9 protein-coding genes are annotated in these 13216 nt (G+C 56.4%); 1 reads left to right on the forward strand and 8 read right to left on the reverse strand.

The window, feature by feature from the left end; translation table 11 throughout:
• Positions 1–9: 9 nt before the first annotated feature.
• The 5 genes from J3456_RS17835 to map all read right to left on the reverse strand — a co-directional run bounded on the left by J3456_RS17835 (position 10) and on the right by map (position 10462).
• The gene (locus J3456_RS17835; protein ID WP_349581570.1) at positions 10–960 is read right to left on the reverse strand and encodes a glycosyltransferase family 2 protein; all 951 of its coding nucleotides are present in this window, start codon (positions 958–960) and stop codon (positions 10–12) included.
• A gap of 336 nt (positions 961–1296) precedes the next feature.
• Positions 1297–3060: a hypothetical protein gene (locus tag J3456_RS17840; RefSeq protein WP_349581572.1), complete on the reverse strand. Its 1764-nt coding sequence runs from the start codon at positions 3058–3060 to the stop codon at positions 1297–1299.
• Complete coding sequence (locus J3456_RS17845) at positions 3054–3395, reverse strand: plasmid mobilization protein (RefSeq protein WP_349581573.1); 342 nt, start codon at positions 3393–3395, stop codon at positions 3054–3056. Before J3456_RS17845 ends, J3456_RS17840 begins: the two co-directional genes overlap by 7 nt.
• Before the next feature lie 623 nt (positions 3396–4018).
• Complete coding sequence (locus J3456_RS17850; RefSeq protein ID WP_349581579.1) at positions 4019–9130, reverse strand: RecQ family ATP-dependent DNA helicase; 5112 nt, start codon at positions 9128–9130, stop codon at positions 4019–4021.
• Positions 9131–9589: 459 nt separating this feature from the next.
• Positions 9590–10462, reverse strand: a complete 873-nt coding sequence (map, locus tag J3456_RS17855) for a type I methionyl aminopeptidase (RefSeq protein WP_349581574.1) — start codon at positions 10460–10462, stop codon at positions 9590–9592.
• Between the two features lie 115 nt (positions 10463–10577).
• Between map and J3456_RS17860 the strand changes: the two genes are divergently transcribed.
• On the forward strand, positions 10578–10784 hold the full coding sequence (locus tag J3456_RS17860) for a ParD-like family protein (protein ID WP_349581575.1): 207 nt from the start codon (positions 10578–10580) through the stop codon (positions 10782–10784).
• A gap of 103 nt (positions 10785–10887) precedes the next feature.
• On the opposite strand, the gene J3456_RS17865 is transcribed toward J3456_RS17860, so the two are convergent.
• The 3 genes from J3456_RS17865 to J3456_RS17875 all read right to left on the reverse strand — a co-directional run bounded on the left by J3456_RS17865 (position 10888) and on the right by J3456_RS17875 (position 12929).
• Complete coding sequence (locus tag J3456_RS17865; protein WP_349581576.1) at positions 10888–11463, reverse strand: isopropylmalate isomerase; 576 nt, start codon at positions 11461–11463, stop codon at positions 10888–10890.
• 251 nt (positions 11464–11714) lie between these two features.
• Positions 11715–12023 (reverse strand): hypothetical protein, encoded by a 309-nt coding sequence (locus J3456_RS17870; protein WP_349581577.1) that lies wholly within the window; start codon positions 12021–12023, stop codon positions 11715–11717.
• 294 nt (positions 12024–12317) lie between these two features.
• Entirely contained in the window at positions 12318–12929 is a 612-nt protein-coding gene (locus J3456_RS17875) for a hypothetical protein (protein WP_349581578.1), read from the reverse strand.
• Positions 12930–13216: the final 287 nt, after the last annotated feature.

Genomic DNA, 13216 nt, shown 5'->3' on the forward strand with positions numbered 1-13216 from the left:
ATCTCTTTGTTATTTTTCCGCCGCGGTCTGCAGTTGCACACCCCAGTGTGGTTCTTGCCGTGCTTCGATTGCCGCGATCGTCTTTGATTTACCCTGCCGCAGCGCTTGGCGTTGATACGCACGGATAAAATCGCGCAGCGCGGGATCATCCAACTGGCGCGCCCCTGTCCACCAGGCCCGTGCATATCCATAAAGCATAGCAGCGCCCCCCACGACATAGGGCGGCCGCGTCATCCGAAACAGCGCCGTGGCCGCAAAATAGAGCGGATCAGACCCCATGAAGTGTTGCCCAAACCCATGCCGGGCCCGGCCCGTCAGAATGTTGTGCTCGCTCGAACCCATCGGCCGCAGGTGGTGAAATTGTAAATCAGGCTCATCCCAGCTGCGCACCACCCATCCGCGCTGGCGCGCCTTGTGGCAATCGATCCCGTCCCACATGACTTCCGAAACAAACCCGCCAATGTCTTCAAAGCAGCTTGTCCGGTAGAACTTTGTCATCCCCACGGACATCTCGTCGCCGCATTTTTCACTGACCCAAGCGCCTCCCTTACCGCGATAATAAGGCTTGCCGCTGGCGCTGCCCAAACGCGGGTTCGCCTGCATCCGGTCCATTAAAATCTCAAAATACCGCGGCGGCAGATCAAGATCGACATCAAGCTTGCAGAGAAAATCATAATCCTCCAACCGCAGCGCCGCGAGGCCCGCATAGAAAGCCTCAATAACCCCCGGCCCCACGGCCCGGTGCCCCCGATCCGGTTTTGCGACAACCCTGATCCAATCGTGCTGCGCCGCATAACCTGCAAGAATGTCCCCCGTCCCATCCGTGGAACCGTCGTCCACAATGATCCACTGGGCAGGACGCTCAGACTGCGCAATCACACTGTCTAAAGTGCGTTCGATGAACGCTGCTTCGTTACGACAAGGAGAGATCAAAGCATAGCGGCGGCCGGTGTCACGCATGGGATTAGAACCTTCTCAAAAAATAAGGCTTTGCTGGGCCGCCACAATCCAGCCCTCAGATACGGGGGATCTTAGCCAGCGGGACAATCGCACAACTCAACAAACGGTCATTCACATAATATTGTTAATACTGACCAATAACACGCTCAGATAGCAAGAATTCAATTGCAGCCATGTCTTGTAGCGGCTCCATTCCTTTGCGTAGAATACGTCGGCCATTGTAATCTTTTCCTCAGATAATGCTTCTTGCAGACTTCAGTGATGATCGCAGAACAAAGCCTCCTAATGCATCGTACCCGCTCCGGCGCAGCTTCTAGCGTAAAGATCACCAGGCATTCATAAGCTTGGCGAAAAGGCCGTGTCACTCTCTTCTCGGGGCTGCAGTGCGCCCGGTGAGATCTGCAGCCGATCACAGACCGCGTGCAGGAAGGTTTCATAGCCTTCCTGAGAAAGGTCCCCTATCCCAGTGATCTCTCCGGTTCGCGCAAAGGCGATCTCCCAATTCGGCCCGGCCACATTGAAGATTCCTTCATGGGCCATGCCGATCGCGATGTTGCGCTGCGCAGAGACGCTCTGTGCCGCGCCCCGCAGCGCCCGGATCATATCTATGGCGCGAAGGCATCCTGAGAGAGCTGCGCCCTGATCCAAGCGATATCCCGGGAGATCGCCTGCAGCTCCTGCCTTGTCGCAGATGCGCTCTCTTTGAGCGCCAGGGCTGCCACTTCGAGGGCGCGGCTGTGCCGCTCCATCTCGTGGCGAATGCCGCTCATCTCCGAGACCAGGGCCGTGATCTCCCCGGCCACCTCCCGCTCGGCGTGCTGGCCCAGCACCTGCTGAAGAAGATTGCAAAGGTCTTTCATCAAGACCTCCGAGGGTACCGTGGTGTGAGGGGTTGTGGTCATAAGAGAGGGTCTCCAGTCGGGTTGTGATGCGGCGTAAAGCCCGTCGGTTAAAGGTGGCAAGACAGGCCCCGATCAGCGCGTGGGCTGTGGTCCGCGCCAAGTGTTCACGCAGCCGGCGCAGCTCCGCCGCGAAACGGCGCGCGACGGTGGCAAAGCGCTGCGGCACTTGCACGGGTCTGGGCGCAGCGGGGTGGCATGAAGGCAAGGCGAGCTGCGGCGTCTGGACCCGTTCTTGCCAGTTGGGCTCCGTCAGGGTCCAAGCATCTTTTGCGTAGCGGGAGGCATTCCAAGCCGCGCGGCGGTGCCAATACTCCGACAGGGTCCTTTTCGGATAAGGCCGGAGCAAAGCTCTCTCCGCTGCGGTACCTGTCCCTAGGCATGTACCGTGCAACACAAGCGGATGCGGGTCTGTTTCTGAGACCAAAGCGAGGGCGCCCCCCGGCCTCGGCTCGGGGTGATAATTCACCGCGGCCGCCACCTTTGTCATCAAAGGCAAGAACCCCGCCCGGTCCCGGCCTTGGCGGGAGGCTGCGATCCTCTTGGCGCCCTGCAACATGAAGAGCTTTGGCGTTGCCGTGGTGAACTTCACATTATAGCGCAGCGCGGCCGCCACCCGTTTCTCCAGCCAGTCCGGTCCTGCAACCGCGCGCGCGTTGTCGGGCGATCGAGGGTTTTCCCAGTCAAAAGTCTTGGTCAGGAAATCGCCCAACGCATCCCACGCATTTTGGCTGCCCTTCATCGGCGGATACGGATTATAGCTGCGCAGCTCTCCGGCGAGCGTCCAGACAAAACGCGGCATCGCGATGTTGATTTCCAAACGCCCGGTATGCGTATGGGTGCCCGCAAAAACCGGCGGTCGGTTTGGCTCAGGCACTCCGGCAAAGGCCATCTCCAAGAACAGATCGATAGCTCCCGCCACTGGGTCGCGCGCAGAGTGCGCTCCCGCGTTGAAAGCTTCGACGTCAATATCCGAGGCCGCAAAGGACAGGGTCGCCACGCGGTATTTCTTCTCGAACCGCAGGGCGGAAATCGCGCTCTGTACGATGCTGGGCTGACCCAGCAGAAGTTCAGGAGCAGGCTCTCTGACCTCCAAAACCCGGGTCTTTCCAACGGCCTTCAAGACCTTACTGTCAAGCAAATAGGCACTGGGCTGATGCAAGTTTGCAGAAGCTTGGTGAGGCGACCACCCGATCAACATGCGGATGTCCGGGCAACAAAGGGAACCGGGGCCAACATGACAAGAAGCTGCTCGATCCGTTGCAAGCGCGCCAAGATCACCAAACCGTCCCCCTGTGCGGGTGCCTGCTGCTGCGCGATCTGCTCCAACAGGGCCAAGGCTTCTTCGAGCAGCCCGACCATCTGCAGGACCTGCACCGCCGAGACCCCTGCTCTCGCGCCAAGCCCTACATGCCTTAGGTAATCCGACAGGCTCCGACCGGCGGCGGCCGCCTTTTGCATCAGGGCCTCTTTCTCTGCCGAAGATACATTGACCTTCAGCTGCTCAGACCTGCTGGCTTTGTTAAGGGGCGACATGGCGGTACTCTCTCATTGGGCCCAGCCGGGGGGCCTTGATCGTCGGCATGTCTCAAAGACTATGTTCTGGTAAAACTGATCCAAAGAAGAAGGCTGGTCCGCAGGCCTAAGACATGTGGATAACTTGAGGCCAAGGCTTCGCCAGATAGGCCCGATCAGCGCGCAGCACGCGCGGTTCCTAGCGGCACTGCGGTCCGGCATTGGTCAGGAAGAATTCCGGACAGAAGGCAGCTCAAAGCGAACCCTTTGAAAGACCCCCCGTCGCTCCAAGCTCTTATATAGAAGGCGCAAGCAGCCAATTCTTGGACAACATGAACGGGTAAACCCAGATCAAACCCACATAGGTTCTCGGATGGAGAACAGCCCGCAAAGGGCGCGATCGCGCGCCCGGACAAAGAAACCGTTTCCTCTTCCAACGCGCGCGGAGAGGAGCGCCGGTGTACCGCATAAAAACGAACGCTCGGCGCGCAGCTTTGCCGCAGTGGGGGCGAAGTTCATAAAGATTTTGGCAGCAAAGAAGATGCGTGAATAGGACAGGTATCACGACACCCTTCTCGGACACGTTGATAAGCTCGGTATATCCTAAATGTCTACTTGCCGCCCTGATCTCGTCCTGAAGCCCTTTAGACCTCTTTGGTTTCCTCAAAAATCAGTTCAGGCACAACGACCTCCCAACTCGCACGTTTCAGCAGGTGCTGGAAATGCTCACCGGCATCTTCTTTGCGCCAATGTATGATGGCCGCGATCTCACCGGTGACAAATTTCGTGCCGATCGGCGGCGCAAATGCTTTTGACATCCGCCCTAAGACCCGCCCTTGAGCATCCTCAATCTGCCAACGGTCTCCAACCATGGAGAGCCCGATCGGCGCGCCAACCTGTGCTTGGGCGATCGCGTTGTGAACAACATGCCGATCCCCCTGACGCCCTGCGAATGACAGATCGACCATCTTCATTTCAGGTGATTGAAAGAAGCGACGTGGGCCGGGTATTGACGCCAAATCAGGCACCACATGTCGCGTAACTACAGAAGGCGACACAGTTGGAAGATATTCATGATTGTCATTGCTCATAACGATCAAATTACGCCGCGCACGGGTCATGGCGACATAAAACAACCGTCTCGGCGCGTCTTGATCTTCGTTTCGCGAGGGGCGCTCCCAGCCGCCATCCATGATCACGACATCGTCAAATTCGAGACCTTTGGCACGGTGTGCTGTTAACAATTTCAGACCACGCTGCTCGCCCCATGTCTCCTTGGACCATTCAGCAAACCATTCAATAACATCAGGCGTTGGAAGCACTTTACCGTCGACTTCACGCGCAAGTTGGCCAAGCCCCTCGCCAATCCGGTCTGTCCAACGACTTGTAGGTATCGTGTTCAAAATCTTGGTGAGGTCACTTACGCCAACCCTCGTCGCGTGCGTTTCGCGCAAACAGCCGATAAATACCTGCATCTCACGGGTACGCCACAAGCTTGGCAGGTTTTCATTTGCCATTTCAACCGGAATGCCATGTGCCTCGGCGAAGTCACGGACCGGGAGAAGTCTGCGCCAATCACGAGAAATGATCGCAGCCCCTTTCCAGCTCCAATCCGGGATCAACGTTGAAAGGCGGATCAACTCGCTGATGGCTGCAAGAGCCTGAAAATCATTCCCAGGTGGGCAGCCAAGAATTTGAACACGCCCCTGCGCCACCGGGTCGAGGGTTTGCATGATCCCGCCGGCAGGGTCCTTCTGTCGCAATGGATCAACGGTGATCTTATGCTCTGTTTTCATACGCTCCTGAGAGCCTTCGATCACAGCATTGGCAGCGCTTATGATGTTTTTAGAGGATCGGTAATTGTCAGTCAGAAAGACCGCCTTGGCTGAATAGTCTTGTTCAAACTGGCGAATGTGGCGCACCGAGGCACCTGCAAATGCGTAAATATTCTGATCATCATCACCGACAGCGAAGAGGCTGATCCGTTGATCAGGATCATCAATGCTGCGGCCAGCCACGGCTGCGATCAAAGCATATTCTTCAGGACCCACGTCTTGATATTCGTCCACAAGAATCCAGCGGAACCCTTGGATTAAGGTCTCTCGCAGGGCCTCAGCCTCGGCTTTGTCCAGCCCGTCCCCACGCAAGAGGCGTGCTGCATCTGTCAGAAGCGTTGCAAAATCGGGCTCTTCGTGCCCTGCCCGTCCAACGAAACTTGCGCCCATCAGCCGCATAGCTAAAGCGTGGATGGTCAAAACAGTCACAAAGCGCGCATCGTCGCCGATCAGTCGATGCAAACGCTCGCGGATCTCGGCAGCAGCGTGACGATTGTAAGCGAGCACCAGAATACCGTTTGGGTCCTCCCGCTTAATCCTGGCCAGATAGGCGACACGGTGGACAAGCACGCGTGTCTTGCCTGAGCCCGGGCCCGCAAGTACAAGCACATTGGTTTGCTCGCGGTCATCCCGCACGATCTGCTCTTGTGTCGAGTTGTTCAGATTGCCGACGATCTCGGCAAAAGACTGGGGGGTTGCCTGCCGTCTAAACTCTGAAACCTTCCCCGGCATCCAAGCTTTCATGAAGGCAGCCTGTTCCATCTCGAAATAGTCACGCGCTAGTTGCTGGGCCAGTTTAATATCATTGATACCCTTCCTCGCATAAGCCGCCATTACGTGGGTCTGAACCGTTTGTTCGCTGTAATGGTCTTCAAGGGGGGCGAAATGCTGGGTCGTAAAACCGCCGCCTTTCGGATTGATGTGCAACGTCATGGCGGAGCGAAACACAGATAATCCCTTGCCCAAAGTCACGGCTTGCTGTTCGTGCAGCCACAAAAGCGCCCGGTCCATCAGCTTGGAAGGATCATTGACCGACGCTCGCAATAACGCGTCGCTGTTTATCGCTGAAAGAAGGTCACCAAGCGTGGTCTCAACCGGCACATCTTTCCCGCGCAGGCCGGTCGGAACTTTATCAATTAAGTATGAAAGCAACCGCTCTGCTGCTTGCCTGCGGATCTGTGCGGTTTGCTCAATTACCGCCCATGATCTTTGCATTCGCACCATAAGACTGCCCTTGGTAACCTTGCGAAGGCTAATATTACCTCTACCCCCATCCATATCGCGACCGTCCTGCGCAATCCCTCGGAGCTGGCTTTCGACAATATCAGGTCGCACAGAAGCATGTCCTCGCTCTCGCAAGGCCTGCGCTACAGAAGCCAAATGACAAGGCCAAACCTCTTCGGCATCCGCATCTGGCGCTTGCTCCCGGAGGATCGCAATCAGGTCAGCCTCTAAACGAGATGACGCTTCAAACCGTTTCGGCGAGGCATTCTCGACACGAACATGTACGAAGATTGTGATGTTCGTATCATCCTTTGCAATGCCCAAGGCTTCGAGATCCACTAAGGCCTTGCGCACGCCCATCATCGTTAGACCACTAATCCCGCAAAGCTCATCCGTGGTAATGCCCTCTTCCTGTGGGGCGTTGATGATATGCTGCACAATGGCCGTTAGGTGCTTACGCCGCTGCTCGGTAAGCTCAGCAGACGCAAGAATGGCACGGACTTCTTGCATGTTCTTTACCCGAAGCGATGCGGGAAACACCTGCACGCGATTTTCTTCACGGTTCAGTAGCTGCGCCTCTTCCAACCAGGCGACTGCCGTCTTAACCCGTGTATCGTCGGTATTGCTGTCCCGCTGGAAATCCCGCTCTTTCTCCTCATGAACGATCTCGCCGGGCGTGGCTACGATTTCGCCGCCCTTTCCAGTCCGAACATCAAGGCGCCGAAGCGCCTTCAAAATCGCGCCAATTTCATGCCGCGCCAGTCGCGACCGTGCACTGAGACTGAACTGACGATCAACGTCTTCGGTATTAAACAAAAGAACGCAGGCTGCAGGCTCACGGTCTCGTCCCGCGCGCCCCGCCTCTTGAAGATAGTTTTCCAGTGACCCTGGCACATCCCCGTGAACCACCAACCGAATGTCCGGCTTGTCTACGCCCATGCCGAAAGCATTGGTTGCCGCGATCACGCGCAAATGCCCGACGCGAAAGCTCTCTTGGATCTCACGCTTGTCATCAGCACTAAGACCCGCATGATACCGCTCGGCCGCAATGCCTTGTTGTTTTAAGAACGCCGCCACACGCTCGGTGGCATTGCGGGTCGCACAATAGACAACCGCCCCCGAGACGCCCTCATGCGGCAGCTGGGCCTCGATCGTGTCAAAGATATCGGCCATCTTGGTCGACCGTTGCGTCGGCAGTACCTTGAAGCTCAAATTCGAACGCGAGGCGCCACCGTCGATCAATATCAACTCTGCCCCCAACCGTTCTTGAAAATGACGGCGAATGTCCTGCACCACGTCCGGCTTTGCCGTCGCAGTTAAGCAGAGCACCGCGGCCGTCTCGCCGTTGGAGCTCTCCTTAATAAACCGCGAAACGTACCGATAGTCGGGTCGGAAATCGTGACCCCACTTAGATACACAGTGCGCTTCGTCCAGCACCCACAGCCCCACCTCGCGCTGCGCCAGCACCGACCGAACTGATGTGCTGCGCAACTGTTCAGGCGAAATCAGCAAGATCGCGGCGTCCCCAAGCCGAACCTTATCAAGCGCATCTTGCCGCTCGGGCAAAGACAACAGGCCGTTGATCGTAACCGCCGAGGAAATCCCCGCCCGCACCAATCCCTGAACCTGATCCGCCATCAGCGCGACAAGGGGCGAAATGACGACTGTCAGGGCACCGGTCTTGTCGAACCGGGACAGCGCAGGGATCTGATAACAGATGGATTTGCCCGTACCCGTCGGCAATATGCCCAACAGATGATCGCCTGCCATGGCCGTGGCAACGATCTTTTCCTGAAGCGGACGTCCGTTCTCGTCGGCGGGTTCCGGGCGAAAACTTGAAAAGCCAAACCAACGTTCGAGGGCACGGTTGGGATCATTGTGCTCTGCACAATAGGCACAATGCGGATCACGGCAGTTCGTGTCCCTTAAGTCTCTAACGAGGCGTGCGGCATCACGGAACTGCGCCCGCACCCAAGGGGGCATGACAGAATCTCCACCCGCGACCGAAATCCAAGCAAGGGCATATGCCATCGGCCAGCCCAGATCTGTGTCTGAAAGCCTCGCCAGCACATCATTCACCTGTGCGCCGCATGCCGCCCCTTGCAGCAAACCCTGAATGGCCCTGTGCGCTTCCGCCTCCGTCGGAATAGGCGCCCCGCGCACGTCGCTGAACAACCGATCGAACCCATCGCTACCGGGACCTCGGCAGCACAGCCAGTGATAGGCCATGATCGTCTCCGGCGATGACGCGTTCAGCGACACGAAGGCCTCGATTTGGTTGCGAAAAACCGTGAACACGAGACGCGCGTCGAACTCAGGGTCATTGATGTGCCCACTTTGGAGCCGCCCATCGTGGTAGTGTTTGACCAGCCTGTGATAGGGATTGCGCGGGAATGCCAACGGGTTCAGCCACAGAGTGTCGATCGCCCCATCCGCATGCTTTGCAAAGCGCGGTGATACCGCCATAAGATGCGGCAAGTCGTGGCGCAAAATATTGTGCCCAATGACATGCGTAAAGCCTACGCAGTATAGGTCGAGTTTCTTAAACGCGGCCTTTAAATCACCTTTCCGGTGGACAACCCCCTCTCCTTCACCTTCTGGCACAGCGGCAAATGCGAATATCCGGGCATTTTTAGGATCGACCTCCAGATCAATCGACAGGCAATGCGACAAGATTTTAAAGGGGTCCCGCGGCATATGAAGGCCGGTATCGTCCACCAGATCAGCCTTCGATGTTTCAGACCGCTGGGGCCGAGCACGGAAAAAGGCTTTCGATATGCCTCGGGAGATTATATTTTTCATGCTCAGAAGTTAGTGCTATTTTAAAAAAGCGGAACCATCGCCAAGCATTTGACCAGAGATGCTCTGTCAATACCACGTCATACTTTTGAGTTGCAGCCAGTTACCTGCGACGTCGGCAATCCAATGCTTTCGCATCAGAATGCGAAAGACGGTGACGACATAGTGCATATCACATTCCTGTCCGGTGCGTCGCTCGGTCCGATGCCGCCCAAAACGCCCAAAGTTGAAGGCACCCAGTATCTGAATATTTATAAAGATGACGCTTTGGATGTTGAGCAGCTTGCAAGCTCGGCACATCATGTGCCCACACTCCCCGGTCTCACACTGTAGCGCGTCGGTCCGCAGCGGGGTGCCCTACATCACACTATTTAGCTCTCCAGAAACTGGGGGAAGCTCAACCCCCGGAGCATGAAGGCCGGTAGGCGACAGGGTGAATATCTCAAACCCATCGGATGTAACACCAATCGAGTGCTCGAACTGTGCTGAAAGAGACCGGTCCCGCGTTACGACAGTCCAATTGTCGGGCAGCGTTTTTACCCCCACGCCTCCGAGGTTAACCATCGGTTCAACGGTGAAGATCATGCCCTGTTTGAGCACTGGTCCGGTCCCAGCTTTGCCGAAATTCAGAATATTGGGAGAGTCGTGGAAAACTTGCCCTATGCCATGACCGCAAAAGTCGCGCACAACTGAACAGCGCTCGGCATGCGCATAGGTTTGAATGGCATGGCCAATATCCCCCAAGCGCGCGCCCGGGCGCACGACCCGGATACCTTGCATCATCGCCTCATGGGCGATCTGGATGAGGCGTTCGGCTGCACGCTTGGGCTTTCCAACCACATACATCCGACTTGAATCGCCATACCACCCATCATGGATCAACGTAACATCGACATTCACGATATCCCCTTCCCGCAGCTTTTTCTCATTCGGGAAGCCATGGCAAACAACGTGGTTGACCGACGTGCAGCAAGCGTATTCATAGCCCTCGTAGCCCAGTGTTGCAGGTATCGCTTCATGGGTGGCCGCGAAATCAAGAACAAACGCATTGATCCGCGACAAAGCAGTGCCTGCGCAGATCAGATCAGACACGCCGTCGAGACATCTGGCAGTCAAAGCCCCTACGCGGCGCATCCCTTCGAAGGCGTCAGGCCCATAAAGCTTAATACTGTCAGTTCTGCATGCGCCTTGGGGCTTTGGTGCAACAGGCACGTCGATATAGCCATCCATAATACGGTCTCTCTAAATTTATCGCTGCCGCAACAGCAGTGAGATTGACCTCGCGCCGCCACCAGTATATACGAATCATATACGTTTCGTATATCGCCAAACTGGAGAGACGTCGATGGGCATTGTAAAAATCGGGGACGACCTGCACGAAGAACTCCGCAAATCCAGTGCGGTCATGTGCCGTTCAATCAATGCACAGGCTGAATTTTGGATAAAGGTGGGTATGCTCGCAGAAGCAAACCCGACTTTGCCCTTTACAGAGATTTTGGCTCAGCAACTCAGAAATGCCGACGTGCAGGTGCCGGAAATTGAAGCGGCCTGACACTCAAGGTCGGCCTTCAAGATGGGTCGGCGGTGACCCCTGCCCTAGCTTCAAGCCACAAAAGACGCCACTGAGCCGCTTTGCAGCAGGTCGCTGCCTTCAGCTAGGACTTGCGCAATATCAAGACACCGCCCAACAAGATCAATAGAGGCCCCGTCATCTCCAAAATCCAGTTCACCCGAACAGCGTGGAATTCCATATTGATCAGCCGATCCATGTGATGGAACCCTGCCGCCCGCATGCCCACAAACCCCAGCACAAAAACCAGACCTGTGAGCGCCAGACCATTGCGGCGCATCGTGCCGCGCAAGCTGATAGAGGCTGCCGCGAAGAGGATCAGGATCGATACAAAAACCGCCAGAAGGAACCCGATCTGCACCGGACGTCGGGCCTCATACCAACCTTGAAGCTGCGCTATGCAGCGGGCGGCATCGGTCAGCAAAGTCTGTAAATCCAATTGTTTGTTGACCGCCAAAAGCAGCAAGATCAGCCCCAAAAGCCCCCAGAACGCCCGCTCCCGCCCTCTCGAAGGCTCCGGGAAGACAGCCCCAACGGCCACCCGCAAAGACAGCAGCCCCGCACTTATGTAAAGCGCCACGATCAACCAACCGCCCCAGCCTGGATCGCCAATGCCAATCTGCCAACTGTCCCACGCGCAGGACCAAATTGCTTGCACCAATTTACTGTCCTACCTCAGAAAGAGCGTTCAAAAACCCTGCACCTTCCATAGTTGCATCGAGCGGCTGAACGAAAGCCTAAGAGACGCAATATACACTTAGTATGTTAAATCACCTGAGACCATTCTAGAGCCAATGCTGAGAACCTATAGGCAACTTTCGCCATGACGGGGATGGCAATTGACGCGAGGCTGCAAGCCGCCAGTAGCTCTTGCCCCTTAAGCTCTCCCTCTGCGCACTTCCAAAACTTGGATCACAGCACGATCAGAATGGCCCGGTCCCCCCACATTAACTGGCGGTGCTCTAGAATACTGCGCAAACTGCCAGCGCCGTCGACGTCCTGATCCAGATCAATGCCAGGCAAAACCGTAACCTTGGCATAGACCCTGCCTCTCAACTGAGAGATATGCGGCGTCACCACTCGGACAGGGGCGTCCGGCGCGAGCGTCTGACGGATACGCTGTGCTTGTTTCTCATTGTGGCAAATGATCAATTCCGGGAGATACCGAAGCTCGCGCTCAGGCTTTGCCCATCCAAAATAGAACTTACCGAGCCGGATCATAACGACTGCCTTTTTGGGTATGCCCCGCGCGGCCCGCGTCTCGCGCTCCCGATCGCGCACTCCGGCCTGGTCCGCACATCAAGCTTAAAGAGCGGCGACTACGAACACCGCGGCAATTGAGCTGTATCCGATCATAAGGATGAGATCACTTTTCCAGTACCGTGTCATTTTTGGCTCCAATGGCTGATTTCTGAGCTCATTGTTTACCCAAAACATGGCGGAAATTCGCAGACATAAGGGCAATAACGTGCCGCACCATGCGTCCTACAGAAATCGTTCCGGGCATAAGGGCCGCTACGCCCTCTTCTGTTCAAGCGGCGCCAGCTGCGCCATCTCTTTGAAGAAGGCCGCCAGATCGATCCCCTTGCCCCGCAGTTGCTCAAGCGCATTCTGGATTACATTGTAGGCTTGGCGGTCCGAAGAGAAGATCACGAAAGGCTCTTCTGGCGACAACAGGCGCGCCAGCTTGTCCGACATTGCAAAGCCGGCCCCTGCATAAAGGCAAGTGAACACAAAGCGCACCCCTGGCATGTCCAACAGCGCAAGCACAGGCGCCAGACCTTTGGGATCATTCGCCACTGCTGGATACCAAGACCAAGCATACCGCGGATCGGACCATCCGACTTCGCGCGGTTCATTGGCATGAGCAGCGTAGGACTTGAGGTAGTCCAGCAGAGCATCCCCCGACTTTGCCAAGCGAGACGACTCTCCTGCCGGGGTGTCTTTGTGATAATACACAGCCGCCGCCCGGCCAAATTCCATCATATAGCCGCCGACGTCAAAACGTGCTCCCGCCGCCCCCTCATGCTGGCCTGCCATCGCCTTTTGCGCGGGCCTCTCTGGGGGCATGTAGACCGAAGGGTCTGCATTGATGGTCTGAGCAATTTGGATCGGTGTGCTGCGCATAAACTGTCCTCTTTTCAAAGGAAACTAGGGCAACCTTGTGGGCCTGCATAGCCAACAGCCCCGCACTTTATGTGGATAACCCAAGAATGCCCACTATGGATCGCCGGATCGGAAACCGAAGGGCCGTCGAGAGGCGCCAAACGGGCACCGCAGGGATCTCACACAGGGCGTAACGCCCCGCTGTAACAGACCAACTCATTGTAAATAAATGATTTCTTCAGGTCGGAAAACGCCAAAATGGGCATTTTACACCCTCTGTTACAAACATATTGAATGATTTCAATACC

The sequence above is a fragment of the Sulfitobacter sp. NFXS29 genome (assembly GCF_040148765.1).
Classification (GTDB): Bacteria; Pseudomonadota; Alphaproteobacteria; order Rhodobacterales; family Rhodobacteraceae; genus Sulfitobacter.